Annotated in this window: 8 protein-coding genes; 1 reads left to right on the forward strand and 7 read right to left on the reverse strand. The window is 72.1% G+C overall.

What is annotated here, in order from left to right:
• Positions 1–1,338: 1,338 nt before the first annotated feature.
• Positions 1,339–2,265 carry a cyclase family protein gene (locus tag F9C11_RS31810; protein ID WP_409181046.1) on the reverse strand — a complete coding sequence of 309 codons (927 nt, stop codon included), beginning with the start codon at positions 2,263–2,265 and terminating at the stop codon, positions 1,339–1,341.
• Between the two features lie 235 nt (positions 2,266–2,500).
• Here F9C11_RS31810 and F9C11_RS31815 point away from each other — a divergent pair, with 235 nt between their 5' ends.
• Complete coding sequence (locus F9C11_RS31815; protein ID WP_409181047.1) at positions 2,501–4,060, forward strand: MFS transporter; 1,560 nt, start codon at positions 2,501–2,503, stop codon at positions 4,058–4,060.
• A gap of 33 nt (positions 4,061–4,093) precedes the next feature.
• Here F9C11_RS31815 and F9C11_RS31820 read toward each other — a convergent pair whose 3' ends face one another.
• From F9C11_RS31820 to F9C11_RS31845, 6 genes are read right to left on the reverse strand one after another with little or no spacing between them, the layout of a single operon-like run.
• Positions 4,094–5,386 carry an MFS transporter gene (locus F9C11_RS31820; RefSeq protein ID WP_409181048.1) on the reverse strand — a complete coding sequence of 431 codons (1,293 nt, stop codon included), beginning with the start codon at positions 5,384–5,386 and terminating at the stop codon, positions 4,094–4,096.
• Between the two features lies 1 nt (position 5,387).
• Positions 5,388–6,065, reverse strand: a complete 678-nt coding sequence (locus F9C11_RS31825; RefSeq protein WP_409181049.1) for an AroM family protein — start codon at positions 6,063–6,065, stop codon at positions 5,388–5,390.
• 11 nt (positions 6,066–6,076) lie between these two features.
• Positions 6,077–6,982 carry an ABC transporter substrate-binding protein gene (locus F9C11_RS31830; RefSeq protein ID WP_409181050.1) on the reverse strand — a complete coding sequence of 302 codons (906 nt, stop codon included), beginning with the start codon at positions 6,980–6,982 and terminating at the stop codon, positions 6,077–6,079.
• A complete protein-coding gene (locus F9C11_RS31835) occupies positions 6,979–7,761 on the reverse strand; it encodes an amino acid ABC transporter ATP-binding protein (protein ID WP_409181051.1) in 783 nt (260 codons plus the stop codon). The genes F9C11_RS31830 and F9C11_RS31835 overlap by 4 nt, the downstream gene beginning before the upstream one ends.
• The gene (locus F9C11_RS31840; RefSeq protein WP_409181052.1) at positions 7,758–8,753 is read right to left on the reverse strand and encodes an amino acid ABC transporter permease; all 996 of its coding nucleotides are present in this window, start codon (positions 8,751–8,753) and stop codon (positions 7,758–7,760) included. Before F9C11_RS31840 ends, F9C11_RS31835 begins: the two co-directional genes overlap by 4 nt.
• A gap of 6 nt (positions 8,754–8,759) precedes the next feature.
• Positions 8,760–16,892 carry an amino acid adenylation domain-containing protein gene (locus F9C11_RS31845; protein ID WP_409181053.1) on the reverse strand — a complete coding sequence of 2,711 codons (8,133 nt, stop codon included), beginning with the start codon at positions 16,890–16,892 and terminating at the stop codon, positions 8,760–8,762.
• Positions 16,893–16,916 lie beyond the last annotated feature (24 nt).

Raw genomic sequence — 16,916 nt, forward strand, 5'->3', positions numbered from 1 at the left:
ATTGCCCCCTGACCGCGCGGCACTAGCCCCAGCAGAGCGCGGGCGTCAGCAAGCCCAGACCCGCGCTGGAATCCATACCCTGCCTAGCTCCGTTGCGCTCCAGCAACCGCCAAACGAAGGACTCCCGCATACGCCGGTTCGCACCCAGCGTCACACATTGCCGAGAGCATTCTAAAATATGAACAACGGACTCACACCTCGAGGCGACGCCCGGATAAGCGGACGGTCCGCCTTCGCGTTCGGCGGACGCCCCGGCCGCGCCGCGCACCGATTCCCGCTGCTCCGACCAGCGTAAACGGTCCATTCTCCAGACTGGCGGAACAATGCCCGCCACCAAAGAAGTGGTGCCGACAGCCGTCGCCGTTCCCCCGATCGCAGCAACGTCGCGGCCGCATGCCGGACTTCCGCCGCATACCGGGAAATGATCACCGTCCGCCTTCCCTAAAACGCTTCCGAACTGCTTGCGGTACAAGTCGATCTCGGAGAATCGCCGAATCCGCCCGCTAAACCTCACCCGATCACCGGAAAATTCCGCCGCTTCCCCGGCCGCGCGGAATTCACGACTCGGGCCGCACCACACGAATGGCGCGCGACGGCAGTAGGCCTTACCGCCGGGTAACGCGCTCGCCCGAGATCGCACTTCCGGCAGCGCCCCGGAGGGGATCGCCGCTGTCGATTCCGCCATGAGCACCTCCGCCCGCACAGTCGCCCCCGCCGGCCGAAACGTTGCAGCCTCTCCGGGACCAATAGCCGAACAGCCGAACGTCCTTCCCGGACGCCGCGGAGGAAATGCCCGCTATCGGCAAACTGCCAATACGGTGCATATTCCGCATGGGATCCACGGGAACGGTTCGGTAAAGGAAGTTATAGGGGCGGTTGCCCGCGGATTGACCTTCGCCGGGGCGGCGGCCGCGACGGATTGTCCACTATGGACTCTCCGCGTGCGGCTGGCTCGGCGGCGGCGAATCGATCTTGGTCTGGACCTCAGCCACGCCCGCGGTTCGGGCGCGCTACTTGATCGCGAACGAATTGATCAGCGAACCCGCCCCGATGACCCTCAACGGCCGACCGGCGCAAAACTCCCCCAACGCCGCCCGCATCGCCCCACGACAACGAAGCCACAGCCGCGCTCGCTATTTGAACGCGGCCGAATTGATCAACAAACCCGCCCGATGACCTACAACGGCAGACTGGCGCAAAACTCCCCCAACGCCGCCCGCATCGCCCACGACAACGAAGCGATCCCCGCCCGACCCCACAGCCACGCCCACGGACAACCGCGCTACTTGATCAGCACCTCAGCGACCCTCAATAGCAGACCGGCCCGCGCCACCCGCCCTACTTGATCGCCAGCGGGTTGATCGGCGAGCCCACCGCCCTGGTGAACTTCAGCGGCGGCCCGGCGTAGAAGAACTCGTACCGTCCGTCCGCCGCGCACGACTCCGACAGTTCCTCCAGGTCGAGGATCTCCGCGAGCGTGACCCCCATGTCGCGGATCAGCACCATGTGCAGTTCGAACATGCTGTCCGGCCGCTCGCCGGGCACCACCTCGACGGCGGAGTTGTCCGCGCCGACCACGGCCACGTCCCGTTCGCGCAGCCACGGCAGGCACGCCAGGCCGAGGCCGGGTTCGGTGCGGATGAACTCCGCGGCGTCGCGGTCGCGGAGGAACTTGCGCCACCAGCCGGTGCGGATCAGCAGGATGTCTCCCGTTCCGACGGTCACCCCGTGCGCCCGCTCGGCCGCCTCGAGTTCGGCCGGCGTGACGACCTCGCCGCCGTCGAGCCAGTCGACGCCGCGCAGCCGGGCCAGGTCGAGCAGGACTCCGCGGCCGACGATGCCCTTCGCCTGCGTCTCGATCCCGCACCGGGCGGCGCCCTTGCTGGTCACCTCGTGCCCGGGGTGGCCGTTGTAGAGCAGCCCGTCGTAGTGCACGTGCGCCAGCGAATCGTACTGGCTGCCCGCCTGCAGCGGCATGAACACGTAGTCGTCGGCCCAGGTGAGCCCGCCCGGCAGCTCCTGCTCCTGGCCGTTCTCGGACATCAGCCGGACCGGGTTCTGCCGGAGCCCGCCCGGCTGCGGGCCGTCGGCGTCGAGCGGGATGCCGAGGTCGATCGTCTCCCCGGTGCGGATCAGCCCGGCCGCCGCCGCGATCCGCTCCGGCGTGATCAGGTTCGTGGTGCCGCGTTCGTCGTCGGCGCCCCAGCGGCCCCAGTTGCTCAGCTCCGACCCCAGCGCGCGCACCTCGGGCAGATCACCGCTCATCGCTGTCCTCCGCGGATCCGGCGGGAAGGCGGCGCCCGGACGGGACGGGCGGCCAGGACGGAAACCCTACCGGCCCGCGCGCCGGTCTCCCGGGCTTTGACCACGTTGACCGCGTCCTGACCAAATTGACCGGCCGCGCGCCGCCGCGGACGGCGAAATGCCGGTCCAATGATCGCGGGCGGGCGGAGAGCCCGGCGCCCTTTCCCGACGACGAACCCCTGAGGAGAACACCGGCGTGATCGGCGAAAACAGCAGGAAATGGTGGGTGCTGACGGGAGTCGGCATCGTGAGTTTTCTCGGCTGCATCGACCTGACCATCGTCAACACCGCCGCACCCGACATCGCCCGCGATCTCGGCACGACGATGACGCAGACGCAGCTGATCGTCAACATCTTCCTCGTCGCGCTTTCGATGTTCATGGTGACCGCGGGCCGGCTCTCGGACATCCTCGGCAGGCGCAAGGTGCTCTACGCCGGGACTGTCCTCTTCGGACTGGCTTCGCTCGGGGCCGGGCTGGCCCCGACGATCCCGCTGCTGGTGTTCTTCCGGTTCCTGCAGGGCGCGTCGTGCGCGGTGCTGTACACGAGTTCCAGCACGATCGTGTCCAACGCTTTCCCGGAAGCCCAGCGCGGACGGGCGATCGGCATGCTGTTCGCGGTGAACGGGATCGGCCTCGCCGTCGGCCCGATGCTCGGCGGGCTGATCGTCGGCGCGCTGAGCTGGCACTGGGTCTTCCTCGTGAACGTGCCGCTGGTGGTCGTCTCGCTGGCGATCTGCTCGGTCAGCCTCACCGAATCGAAGGCTGACGGGGACGTGAAGCTCGACTGGCCCGGGCTCGTCCTGCTCGCGCTCGGGCTCTCCGGCGTGATCTTCGGCTTCACCTTCGGCGACACCTTCGGCTGGGGTTCCTGGCAGGTGCTCGGCAGCCTCGTCGCCGGCGCGGTCTCGCTCGTGGTCTTCGTCCTCGTCGACGGGCGGCAGAAGTACCCGCTCGTGCCGTTCCGGCTGCTGGCCCGCAAGCTGTTCCTCAGCGCGGTGACCGCGGAGTTCTCGCTCGCCTTCTTCTACGCCACGGCGCTGTTCCTCATGCCGCTCTACCTGAGCACCGTCCGGCACTACGGGGACGTGGCGATCGGCCTGATGATGCTGCCGACGACCGCGACCATGGCGGTGCTTTCGCCGTTCGTCGGCAGGCTGGTCGACCGCGTCGGCCCGATCGTCGTGCTCAGCACCGGATTCGCCGCCTTCGCGCTTTCGGCGCTCCTGCAGTCCCAATTGGACGCGACGAGCGGGCTCGGCTTCGTGATCGTCGCGTTCGCCCTGATGGGCATCGGCTGGGCGTTCGTGCTGGGGCCGTCCGCGGTGGCCGCGCTTTCCTCGGTTCCCCCGCGGCTGTCCGGTCTCGCGGTCGGAGCCACCTGGACCTTCCACAACTTCGGCGGCGCGGTCGGGCTCGCGCTCGGCATGACGCTGTTCCGCGGCGTCGCCGGAGGCGCCCTGCACGACGACCTGGCCGCGAAGCAGGTCGCGCCCGGCCCGTGGACCGCGGACGTCGTCGCGAAGCCAGGCTCGGCGAGCGACCTGCTCCAGCAGCACACCGGCCTCGACCGCGCGTCCGCCGACGGCCTGACGGACTCGCTCTTCGCCGCGGGCAACAACGCGACGATGCTGCTCCTGGCGGGCATCTCAGTGGTCGCGATGGCGACGATCTTCCTGCTGGGCCGCGGGCGCTCCGCCGCGACGGAAGCGGAGCCGGAACGGGAAGCAGCCGACGTCCCCGCCGTCCGCGAGTGATCCGGGGGCGGGGCTCTTCCCGAGCCCCGCCCCTCAGTCCACTTGGGACAGTTCGATCCCCCGGGTTTCCTTCATCGTCGCCACCACCACCGCAGCGAGCAAACACAGCACGACGACGTAACAAGTGAACACCCACGACAGACGCCACGCCTCGAACAACTCACCAAGATACGGAGCAGTCCCGCCGAACACCGCATTCGACAACGAACTCGCGATCCCGATCCCCGTCCCCCGCGACGAAGTAGGCAGCATCTCCGAAACCACAGCCGGATACACCGCCGCGACCGCCGACCACAGCAGCGCCGCCGTGAATTCGGAGACGAACAAAGTCCAGCCCTGGTCGGTGACGACGGCGGTGATCGGGAAGGCGAGCGCGGCCGAGCCCAGCGCGAACACCAGCACCACCGGCTTGCGCCCGATCCGGTCGGACAGCCTGCCCCACAACGGGAGCACGAACAGCACCGCGGACTGGGCGAGGAACCCCGCGGCGAACGCCGAACTGCTGGGCATCCCGTGCCTGCTGACCGCGTTGCCGACCCCGAACACGATCCACGAGTAGTACATGACGCCGATCGCCGCGCTGATCGCCACGATCCGGAGGCCCGCGCCGAACAAGCGCTTTCGCGGCCAGGGCCGGGCGCCGGCCGGCATTTCCTTGAACACGTCGCTTTCTTCGGCGTTGCGCCGCAGGTAGAGCGCGAACAACCCGAGCACGCCGCCCACCAGGAACGGCACCCGCCAGCCCCACTCGGCCAGTTGCCCCGGGGTCAGCGTCGCGGTCAGCACCGCTCCGAGTCCGGTGGCCAGCAGCGTGCCGGCGGACACGCTCAGGAAGACCGAGCTGGACCACAGCCCACGCCGTTCCCGCGGAGCGATCTCGGCGACGTAGGCGTAGGAGGCCGAGGACTCGCCGCCGTGCCCCATCCCCTGGGCGAGGCGGGCCACCAGGAGGATCGCCGAGGACCACGTGCCGAGGTGCGAGTAGCCGGGCAGCACGCCGACGACGAGACTGGCGCCCGCGGTGGTGAGCATGGTCGCCACCAGCACGCCCCGGCGGCCGATGCGGTCGGCCAGCAGCCCGAACACGATCCCGCCCAGCGGCCGGGTGACGAAACCGACGGCGAACACCGCGAAGGTGCTCAGCAGCGCGGAGACGCGGTCCGCCTGGTCGAACAGCGCCGAGGCGAGGAAGGTCGCGAAAACCGCGTAGACGTTCCAGTCGTACCACTCCAGCGCGTTGCCCAGCACGCTGGCCAGCAGCGATTTCCGCCGCGCGCGGGCGTCCATGCCGTCCCGGCGCGCGGGTCCGGCGGCCAGCTCCGCCATGTCAGACCCCCGCCAGGAACTCGGCGGTCAGCCTCGCCGCGACGCTCCGGATCAGCAGCACCGGGCCGCCGAACTCGCGCGCCGCGGCCGCCCGCATCCGTTCGCCGAAGCCGAAGCAGTCCAGGACCAGCACGTCGCACCGGCCGGTCAGGCCCGCCGCCGCGGCCGCGAGATCGGCCGGACGCGCGTCGAACGGATTGACCGCGTCCACGACCACCTGGTCGGTCCCGAGCGCCCGGCGCCAGGCCAGCCGGGCCTCCTCGACCTGCCCGGCCAGCGGGCGCAGCACGCCGACGCGCATCCCGCCGGCGAGCGCCCGCACTCCTTGCTGGGCCAGAATTTCGGTGCGCAGCAACGGTTTTCGGTGCGCGAGCGCGCCGAAGGCTCCTCCGCAGGCCAGCAGCACGACGTCCGCGCCGTCCTCCTCCGCCCGCCGCACCGCCGCGCCCACCAGCGGTTCGGCGGCCTCGTGGCGGTACACCACCGGCCGTCCGCCCGCCAGCGTGGTGGCGAGCGACGCCTGGCCGGGCCCGGGCCGCAGCGCGGCGAGCGCTTCCGCGTCCAGCCCGTCCAGCGCGCCGTGTTCGACGATCCGGCACGGCGGCAGCAGCGGCTCCAGCTCCGCCGTGACGTCCGCGCGCGGGGTCTGCCCGATCGTCACCACTCCCAGCGTCCGCACCTCGGCTCCTTTCACCGCAGACCGGGCGGATTCACTTCCGAATGCCGGATCGACGCCGGCTCCAGCCCCCACTTCGCCATGATCCGGCGGTAGGTCCCGTCGTCGATCAGCCGCTGCACCGCCGCCCGCAGCGGCTCGGCCAGCGGGGAACCGCGTTTGACCACGAAGCCCACCTGCTCCTCGTAGATCTTGTTCACGAAGACCATCCGGCCCCGCAGCCGCTGCGCGGCGTACTGCAGGAACACGCTGGAGGAGACGAGCACGTCCATTTTGTTCTGCGACAACGCGAGCATGGCGTCGGCGGTGCTGCGGTACACCGAAACCCGGTACGGCTCCCGGGATTTCGCGGCGCACTCGCCCGCCCGCTGCCGCAGGAGCTGCTCGAAGCTCGTGCCCGCGACCGCCCCGATCCGCAGCCCGCACAGATCGGCCGGCCCCGACACCGGATCCTGGCGCCGCCCGGCGCGGACCAGGAAGCCGAAGCCGTCGGTGTAGTAGGTGACGAAGTCGACGACCTTCTTGCGCTCCTCGGTGACGCCGAAGTTCCCTTGGCCGACGTCGTAGCGGCCCGAGCCGAGCGCGGGCAGGATCTCGTCGAAGGTGGCCTCCTCGGAGTCCATCCGGATCCCGAGGACGCGGCCGACCGCGTGCTGCAGGTCCATCTCGACCCCGATCAGCCGGCCGGTCTCCTCCGAGCGGTAGCGGATCGGCGGGCTGCCCTTCGCCGACGTCGCCACGCGGATCCGCCCGCTCGCCCGGATTCCCGCCGGAACCGCCGCCGCGAGCGCCGGGTCCGTCGCGATCCCGGACACCACGTCCGCGACCGGGTCGGCGTCCTCGGCCGGCACGCCGCCCGCCGCGCACCCGGCGGCGAGCAGGATCCCGCAGCACCACGCCGCGAGCGCCGTGGCCCTCACGGCTGGACCTGCACCCGGGACAGGAACGCGCGGGTCCGCGCGTGCTCCGGAGAACCCAGCACCCGCTCCGGCGGGCCGTGCTCGACCACCTCGCCGCCGTCGAAGAAGACGACGGTGTCGGCGACCTCTCTGGCGAAGCTCATCTCGTGCGTGACCACCACCATCGTCATGCCGCCCGCCGCGAGTTCCCGCATCACCGCCAGCACCTCGCCGACGAGTTCGGGGTCGAGCGCGCTGGTGGGCTCGTCGAACAGGAGGAGCTTGGGGTCGACCGCGAGCGCGCGGGCGATGGCGATGCGCTGTTGCTGCCCGCCGGAAAGCTGCCGCGGATAGGCGTGTTCCCGGCCGCTGAGCCCGACCTTGGCGAGCAGGTCCGCGGCCGTGCGCTCGGCCTCGGCGCGGGAGCGGCCGCGCACCGCGATCGGAGCCTCGACGAGGTTGTCCAGCACGGTCAGATGCGGGAACAGGTTGAAGCTCTGGAACACCATGCCGATCTCGGCCCGCCTGCGGGCGATCGCGGATTCCTTCAGCTCGTACAGCCTGCCCTTGCGGCGCCGGTAGCCGAGCAGCCTGCCGTCGATCTCGATCTCCCCGCCGTCGATCTTCTCCAGGTGGTTCAGGCAGCGCAGCAGGGTGCTCTTGCCCGAACCCGACGGGCCGATCACGCAGGTGACCTCGCCCGGCCGCACGTCGAGGTCGACGCCGCGCAGCACGGGAATCGCGCCGAACCTCTTCGTCACCCCGCGCGCCCGCACCATCAGCCGTTCCGGCTCGCTCATGCGCCCTCCCGTCCGGGCCGGCCGGCGCCGGGAGTCCCGCGCAGGGCCCGCCACCGGGAACGCAGCCGCTGCAACGGGGTCGGCGGCAGTTCGCGCAGCGCGCCCCTGGCGTAGAAGCGTTCGACGTAGTACTGCACCACCGAGAGCAGGCTCGTGACGAGGACGTACCACAGGGTCGCCACCAGCAGCAGCGGAATGATCCGGTAGTTGCGGTTGTACATCAGCTGCACCGCGTAGAGCAGGTCCTCCACCGCGAGCACGCTGACCATCGACGTGCCCTTCAGCGTGCCGATCAGCATGTTGCCCGCGGCCGGGACGATGGAGCGCATGGCCTGCGGCAGCACGATCCGGCGGAACGTGCGCCACGGCCGCAGGCCCAGCGCCTGCGCTGCCTCGACCTGCCCCTGGTCGACCGAAAGCAGCCCGCCGCGGACGATCTCCGCCGCGTAGGCCGCCTCGTGCAGGACGAGGCCGATCACCGCCGCCGCGGTCGGGCCGATGAGGTTGACCAGGTCGATCGTCTGCAGCGTCGGGCCGAACGGGATCCCGATGGACAGCGTCGGGTACAGCGCTCCGATGTTGAACCAGAACAGCAGCTGCACCAGCAGCGGGGTCGACCGGAACAGCCAGACGTAGCCCCAGCTGAGCGACGCGAGCACCGGGTTGCCGGAGATCCGCATGACCGCGAGCACGATGCCGAGCACGAACCCGGCCACCACCGTCACCGCGGTCAGCCACAATGTGACCACCAGGCCGTCCAGCACCGCGCGGGAAGTGAAGTAGCGCGCGGCGATCGGCCAGTCGAAGTTCGGGTTCGTCGCCACCGAGCGGAGCAGGAAGGCCAGGCAGCCGAGGGCGAGGACGGCGGCGATCCACCTGCCGGGCCGGCGCAGCGGCACGACCTTGGCCGGAACCGGCCGCGGGCTGTCTTCCGGCCGCACCGGGCCGGCGAGCGCTGCCCGGCGCGGGCCGGGCGGGAGGTCGTCGGTCATCGCGGCCTACTTCCGTCCGGCCGCGAGCGCGGCGGCCAGGACCGGGCCGATCTCCGCGAGCGCCTCGGGCCGCAACAGCCGCTCGTGCGGGCTCGCCACGTCGTGCACGTCCAGCCTGCCCTCGACGTACGGACGCCATTCGGCGGCCAGGTCCCGCGGCTGCCCCGGCGAACCGGTCGCGCGGAACAGCACCAGGTCCCCGGAATACCGCTCGGCTCGATGCTCCTGGTGCAGCCGGTAGTTGCGGCGCAGGACGCCGACCAGGGCGGCGAACGCGGCCTCGTCGCGGGCGAGTTCGGCGAGCGCGCCGCCGGATTCCCCGGCCGCGCGGGCGAATCCGGCCAGCCCGCCTCCTTCCCGCTCGATCCCGCCGGGGTCCGTGCCCGTCGCCTCGCACAGCAGTGCCAGCACTTCCTCGTCGCCAAGTTCCGGCGAGCGGTCGGGATCGCGCACGGCCGGTCCGGCGTCGAGCACGGCCAGCAGGTCCACCTGCTCTCCCTGCTCGGCCAGCAGGACCGCGACGGCCTGGGCCACCGCGCCGCCGAACGACCAGCCGAGCAAGTGGTACGGACCGGACGGCTGCACCGAACGCAGTCGGTCCGCGTAGTCGGCGGCCATCTCCGCGACCGACTCCGGGAGGGCGCCGGGCTCCCCGATGCCGCGCGACTGCAGCACGTACAGCGGCCGGTCCCGCTCGAGGTAGCGCAGCAGGCCCGCGTACGGCCAGCCGAGGCCGCCGAGCGGATGCACGCAGAACAACGGCGGCAGCGCTCCCCGAGTGCGGAGTCCGAAAAGGACTTTCAGGCCGTCCCCTTCCTGGTCCGCGCCGAGCCGCCGGGCCAGCGCGGCGCTCGTCGGGGCCTCGAACAGCACCCGGACCCCGAGGTCGGCCCCGAACGTCGAGCGCACCCGGTCCATCAGCCGGGTCGCGAGCAGCGAATGGCCGCCGAGGTCGAAGAAGCTCTCCTCGGCCCCGACCTCGGGCAGGCCCAGCACCTCGGCGAAGAGCCCGGTCAGCACCTCCTCGACCGGCGTGCGCGGTTTCCGCGACCGGCCCGCCGCCCCGGCGAGCGGCGCGGGCAGCGCCTTGCGGTCGATCTTGCCGTTGGGGGTCAAGGGAAACTCGTCGAGAACCAGGATCGCCGACGGGACCATGTACTCGGGGAGGCGGGCGGCCGCGAACTCCTTCGCGGCGGAGGCCAGCCGTCCGAAATCGCCGGAGGCGGCGGGGCTGTTCGTGCGCCGCGAGCCGTCCGCGATGGCCACCGAAACGTCCGGCGAGGAAAGGAAATACGCGTCGAACCGGCCCGGCCCGCTGCCCGACACCTGCGTGCTCACCCGGTAGCCGAACCGCGCACCCGCCTCGTGCAGGTCCTCGGGCACCAGTCCCTCGGTCCGGGCGAGCGCGGAGAGGACCTCGGCCATCGGACGGCCGTCCGCCAGCGCGGCGTGCGCGGCCGCCTCGCCGGCCAGCCGCCGGTCGGGCAGGCCGACGAGCCGGAAGTCGCCCCGCGGCGCGCTTTCCAGCCATTCCGCCAGTTCTTCGACGCTGCGCGCGGGAGCCGCCGGGAGGCTTTCCGGGGCGATCTCCGGCGCGGGCGCGGTGCGCAGGACGACGTCGTACCGGTACCGGGAAAGCTCATTGTCGTAGCGGCCGCGCTTGAGCGTCGCCTCGGCGGCGGTGATCGCCGGGAGGTCCCGGCTCAGCGCCGCGAAGAACCCCGGCGGGACCAGCAATTCGTTCTCCCGGCTCAGCTGCTGCTCCGCCGCCGCCCGCACCCGCGCCGGATCTTCTTCCCCGGCGCGGCGGGCCGCCGCGACCGCGGTGTGGAACAGCGGAGCCAGCCGCAGGTCGCGCACGTCGCCGACGAACACCTTCCCGCCGGGCGCGAGCAGCGACACGAGCGACTCCAGCACCTCCGCCAGGTAGTCGCCGCCCGGGAAGTACTGGACGACCGAGTTCAGCACCACGGTGTCGAAGCGGCCCCGGGGAAGGTCCCCGAGGTCGTCGGCGCTCCCTCGGCGGAGCCGGACCCGGTCCCGCAGCACCGGATCGGCGGCGGCCCGGCGGCCGAGCGCCTCGACGACCGTGCCGGAAAGGTCGAGCCCCCAGTACTCCTCGCAGTCCGGGGCCAGCCGCGACAGCAGGAGCCCGGTGCCCACGCCGATCTCCAGCACCCGCTTCGGCCGCAGCCGCCGCAGCGACGCGATCGTGTGGTCCAGCCATTCCCGCATCTCGGCGACCGGGATCGGCGCGTCGTCGAAGCTGGAATTCCACCCGGAGAAGTCCTCGCCCCAGTCGGCGTCGTCGGCGGAACGGTAAGCGTCGTCCCAGATCCGCTGCCAGTCCTCCACCTGCCGGGCCCGCTGCTCCTCGGCCGCGGCCCGGTCGCCGCCCGGGACGAGGTACCCGATCAGCCGCTGGTCCCCGAAGCTGTCCGGACGGGCCGTGACGACCGCGCGGCCGACCCCGGGGCAGGCCGCCAGCGCCGCTTCCACCTCCCCCGGCTCGATCCGGAAACCCCGCACCTTGACCTGGTCGTCGGCCCGGCCGACGAACTCCAGCCGTCCGTCGCCGCTCCACCGCACCAGGTCGCCGGTCCGGTACATCCGCTCCCCGGTTCCGAACGGGCACGCCACGAACCGGTCGGCCGTCAGGCCCCCGCGCCCCGCGTAGCCCCGCGCGACTCCGTCGCCGGCGATGTACAGCTCGCCGGCCACTCCCGCCGGGACCGGCGAGAGCCCGGAATCCAGCACGTACAACCGGGTATTCCACAGTGGACTGCCGAGCGAGACCGGTTCGTCCGCCGACACGGGCGCGGCGCTGGACCAGACTGTGGTCTCGGTCGGGCCGTACAGGTTGGTCACCCGCGCCCCCGCCGCGCACAGCTCGCGGGCGAGATCCGCGGGCAGGGCCTCGCCGCCGGCGAGCACGCGCAGACCGGAAAGCGCCCCGGCGTGCTCGGGAACGAGCGTCCGCCACAGAGACGGGGTCGCCTGCATGACCGTGACCGCCTGCCGGGAAATCGCTCGCGCCAGTTCGCCCGGATCGCGCACGGTGTCGCGGTCGGCGAGCACGACGGCGGCGCCCCGGATCAGCGGAAGCAGCAGCTCGAGGCCCGCGATGTCGAACGAAACGGTGGTGACGGCCAGCCAGCGGTCGTCCGGGCCCAGCGGAAATCGTTCGGCCATCGACGCGAGGAAGTTCGCCAGCGCGCGATGCGGGACCGCCACGCCCTTCGGCTTGCCGGTCGAGCCCGACGTGTAGATCACGTAGGCCGGGTTCTCCGGATCGGCTGCCCGGACCGGCGCTGGCGCTCCGGCCGGCCGGTCCAGGTCCTCCAGCACCGTCCAGGACGCGGCGCCGAACCGGGCGGCCAGTTCCGCGGTCGACAGCACGAGCGCGGCTCCCGCGTCCTCGAGAACGAAGCGCACCCGCTCGGCCGGGTAGTCCGGATCCACCGGCACGTACGCGGCTCCCGCTTTCAGCACCGCCAGCAAGGCCGCGACCAATTCCGGACCGCGCGGCAGGACGAGCGCGACGAGCTGCTCGGGTCCGATTCCCCGGGCGACGAGCGCCGCGGCCAGTTCGTCCGACGCGGCGTCCAGTTCGGCGTAAGTCGTCGGCTGCTCGCCCCAGACGAGCGCGACCGCGTCCGGGCAGCTCTTCGCCTGGCTCCGGAACCACTCGTGCACCAACCCCGGCGGCCGGACGGCTGCCGGGCCCGTCCCGTCGCGGAGCACCTGCTGCCTTTCGGCGGGCGTGAGCAGATCGACGCGGTCGAGGCCGCGGTCCGGGTCCTCGGCGGCGGCGCGCACCAGCCGTTCGAGCCGTCCGGCGATGGCTTCCGCGGTGGACCGGTCGAATACGTCGGTGTTGTATTCGACCAGCGCTTCGAGCCCCAGCGGATCGCCGCCGTCCGTCCGGTGCTCGAAGAAGTGGAACGTCAGGTCGAACTTCGCGGTCCCGTTGTCCACGAACACCGTCTCCGCCTCGGCTCCGGGGAGAACCGGCTCGCCGCGCGAGATCTGCCAGGCCAGGCTGACCTGGAAGAGCGGATGGTGCGCCAGCGAGCGCGCCGGGTTGACCGCCTCCACGACCTGTTCGAACGGCACGTCCTGATGGGCGTAGGCGTCCAGGTCGGTTTCCCGCACCCGGGCGAGCAGCGTGCGGAAACTCGGCCCGCCCCCGGTGTCGACCCGCAGCACCAGGGTGTTGACGAAGAAGCCGACCAGGTCGTCCAGCGCCTCGTCCAGCCGGCCCGCGGTCGGGCCGCCGACGAGCACGTCGTCGCCCGCGCCGAGCCGGGAAAGCAGCGCCGCCAGCGCGGCGTGGACCACCATGAACATGCTGGCTTCGCATTCCGCGGCCAGCGCGGACAGCCGCGCGTGCAGCGCGGAATCCCACCGGACGAGGAAGGTCTCGCCCCGGTAGGACATCACGTCCGGATGCGGCCGGTCGGTCGGCAGCGACATCCGCTCCGGAGCCCCGGCCAGTTTCCGGCTCCAGTAGTCCAGCTGCGCTTTCCCGTGGTCCCGCAACACTTCCTGCTGCCACTGGGTGTAGTCGGCGTACTGCACCGGCAGCGCGGGCCAGTCCGGTTTCGCGCCGGCGAGCCGCGCCCGGTACGCCGCGGCGAGATCGCGCCACAGCTTCTCCATCGACCAGCCGTCCCCGGTGATGTGGTGCACCGCGAGCAGCAGGACGTGTTCCGCGGGCCGGTCCTCGACCTGGAACAGGGTGCCGCGGATCGGCAGTTCTTCGCCGAGCCGGAACGCGTGGCGGGCCGCGCGGCGCAGTTCCTCGTCGAGGCCGGCCGAGCGCACGCGGACGGTCGCGAGGTCCGGACGGGCGTCGTCGCCGTCGAGGACGCGCTGCCACGGGACCCCGTCGTGTTCGGCGAAGACCGTCCGCAGGCTTTCGTGCCGCTGTACGAGATCGGCTAGGGCATCGGCGAGCGAGGACCGGTCCACCGTGCCGGTCAGGCGCAGCGCCGAGGTGATGTTGTAGGTCGGGGACGGCCCCTCCAGCTGGTGCAGGAACCACAGCCGGGACTGCGCGAACGACAGCGCGGGCCGGGCGGGTCTCGGCATCGGCCGCAGCGCGGGCCGGGCCCGCCGCGCGCCGGACAGCCAGCGGCTGAGCGCGGCCACGGTCGGCGCCCGGAACAGCTCCCGGACGCCGAGTTCCACGCCGAAGACCGACCGCAGTTTCGCGGCCAGCCGGGTCGCGGACAGGGAATGCCCGCCGAGTTCGAAGAAACTGTCCGCCACGCCCACGTCGGACAATCCGAGCACCTGGGCGAACAGGCCCGCGACGACCTCTTCCACCGGCGTGCGCGGTCCCGGCGAATGCGCCGCGAACGCCGGCTCCGGCAGGGCCCGCCGGTCCAATTTTCCGTTGGGAGTGCGGGGAAAGTCGTCCAGCACGAGCACCACCGCCGGGACCAGATGCTCCGGCAGCCGCTCCCGCAGCAGGTTCCGGATCGCTACGGGGTCGGCGGTCGTGCCCTCCGCGGCCACGACGTAGCCGATCAGCCGCTGGTCGCCCGAGGCGTCGGAGCGGACCGCCGCGGCCGCCCGGCCGACTCCCGGGCAGGCCGCCAGCGCCGCTTCCACCTCGCCCAGCTCGATCCGGAAGCCCCGCACCTTCACCTGGTCATCGGCCCGGCCCACGAACTCCAGCCGGCCGTCCTCGCGCCACCGCACCAGGTCGCCGGTCCGGTACATCCGTTCGCCCACGCCGAACGGGCACGCCACGAACCGGTCGGCCGTCAGCCCCGCACGGTCCGCGTACCCGCGCGCGACCCCGGTCCCGGCGATGAACAACTCGCCGGTCACGCCTGCCGGAACCGGCGAGAAACCCGCGTCCAGCACGTACAGCCGGTGGCCGGGCAGCGGCCGTCCGATCGGCGGCGGCCCGGCGTCGGCCGCGAGCTCGTCGCTCATCGCGGCGCACACGGTCGTCTCGGTCGGACCGTAGACGTTGAACATCCGCCGCCCCGCGGACCACTTCCGGACGAGTTCGGCGGAGGATGCCTCCCCCGCGACGCTCACCGTCACCCCGGGCGGCAGCTCGTCAGGGGACATCGCGGCGAGCGCGCTCGGCGGCAGCTTGAGGTGGGTAACTCGGTGCCGCCGCACGGTTTCGGCCAGCGCGGAGCCGGGAAGCAAGTCGTCCGCCGGGGCGAGCACCAGCGTCGCGCCGGTGCACAACGCGACGAAAATATCGGAAACGGACGCGTCGAAGCTGGGGGACGCGAACTGCAGCACCCGGCTCCCCGGCCGCACTTCCCACCGGACCGCCTGCGCGGAGACCAGACCGGGCAGACCCTGGTGCGGCACCGTGACGCCCTTCGGAGTGCCGGTCGAGCCCGAGGTGTAGATGACGTACGCCGGATTCCGGGGATCGGCCCGGCGCCGCGCCGGCTGGTCCGGGTCCGGCACCCGGGAGCGAACGGTCAGCCACGGGACCGAACCGTCGCTCAGCCGGCGCTCATGGTCCGGTTCGGACAGAACCAGCACGGGTTTCGCGTCGTCCAGCAGGAAGCGGATCCGGCCGGCGGGGTACTCCGGGTCGATCGGGAGGTAGGCGGCGCCGGCCTTCAGCACCGCCAGCACCGAGACGACGAAATCGGCCGACCGGGGAAGAACCACGCCCACGACGGCCTCCGGCCCCGCGCCGCGAGCGGTCAGCGCCGCAGCGAGGGCGGCCGAACGCGCGTCCAGTTCGGCGTAGGTCAGCCGGTGCTCGCCGAACACCACCGCCTCGTCGTCCGGCCGCAGCGCCGCGCGGGCTTCGAACCACTCGTGCACCAGCCCCGGGGGAATCTCGTCCGACGAGCCGCTCCAGTCCACGAGCACGCGGCGCACTTCGTCCTCGCCGAGCAGCCCGACCTCGTCCACCGGCGTCCCCGGCCGGGCGGCGATCGCGGTCGCCAGGCGTTGCAGCCGTTCCCGGTGCGGCTCCGCCTCGCCGGGAGCCTCCACCTGCACCCGCGCGCCCGACACCGCCACCAGCAGATCGGCCGGCGGCGCACCGGGCACCGGCCGCGCGGTCACCGGACGGCCGGCGAGCCGGATCTCGCGCGGCTCGGGCCGCCAGACCACCGTCGGACCGGCGAATTCCCTGATCCCGCCGGGAATCCCGACCTCCCGCGCGACGTCCTCGCCCCGGTACCGCTGGTGCTGTTCGGCCTCCCGGACCGACTCCGCGACCTCGCGCACGAAGTCGCCGAGACTCGTGCCCGGACTCACCCGCACCCGGAGCGGCACCGTGTTGGCCAGCGGACCGGGCACCGTCGCCGAAGTTTCGTCCGGGCGCGCGGGCAGCGAGAGCCCGAGAACGAAATCGGCGGCCCCGGTCATCCGGTGCGTGCAGACCGCCACCGCGGCCGTCAGCACGTCGCCCGGCCGGACCCCGGTCCGGCGCGCGGCGGCGAGCAGGCCCGGCAGTTCGGCATCGTCCGTGCGGTGCGCCGCACCGGCCGGTTCGGCCAGGCGCACCGGTTCCGGCGGCACGGCCAGCTGCTCGTGCCAGTACTTGCGGTCGATTTCCGCCGTGGACAACGCATAATCGCGGTCGGCATCGACCATCTGCCGCACCGAGCCGAACCACGAAGGCGGCGCCGGCCGGCCGTCGGCGGACGCGTCGTACAGCTCAGCGGTACGCCGGCACAGCAAGGACAACGACGTCTCGTCGGCGACCAGCCGATGTGCGCCCTGGAACCACGCGAAGCTTCCCGGACCCCAGCGGAACACCGCGAACCGGAACAGCGGACCGTGTCCCGGGTCCGGCACCCGCGCAAGTTCCGCGCGGGCCAATTCGGCGGCGGCCGCCCGCGGATCGGCCTCTCCGCTCAAGTCGAACACGGGCAGCGCCCACTCCGCTTCGCCGCGAACCTGGTTCCCTGCAACGCTTTCCGGCTCTCCGTCGAACGACAGGTGCAACGGTTCCGCCTCCGAGACCGCGCCGCGCAGCGCCTCCTCGAACACCGGCAGGTCGACCTCGCCGGCGCACTCGTACAGGATGCCGATCCGCTGTGTCCCGCTGCCCGGGTCCCGCTGGACCGACAGCCACGCCTCGCGCTGTGCGGCGGTCAGCGAATACCGGTTGGCAAATGGCACGACAGAAGTCATCGATCACCCCAGGAGTCAGCGCAG

This window comes from Amycolatopsis sp. VS8301801F10 (assembly GCF_046195355.1).
GTDB lineage: Bacteria > Actinomycetota > Actinomycetes > Mycobacteriales > Pseudonocardiaceae > Amycolatopsis.

Coding starts and splice junctions, on each gene's coding strand:
- F9C11_RS31810 (WP_409181046.1), bottom strand. CDS start 2,265: ATGAGCGGTGATCTGCCCGAGGTGCGCGCGCTGGGGTCGGAGCTGAGC.
- F9C11_RS31820 (WP_409181048.1), bottom strand. CDS start 5,386: ATGGCGGAGCTGGCCGCCGGACCCGCGCGCCGGGACGGCATGGACGCC.
- F9C11_RS31835 (WP_409181051.1), bottom strand. CDS start 7,761: ATGAGCGAGCCGGAACGGCTGATGGTGCGGGCGCGCGGGGTGACGAAG.
- F9C11_RS31840 (WP_409181052.1), bottom strand. CDS start 8,753: ATGACCGACGACCTCCCGCCCGGCCCGCGCCGGGCAGCGCTCGCCGGC.
- F9C11_RS31845 (WP_409181053.1), bottom strand. CDS start 16,892: ATGACTTCTGTCGTGCCATTTGCCAACCGGTATTCGCTGACCGCCGCA.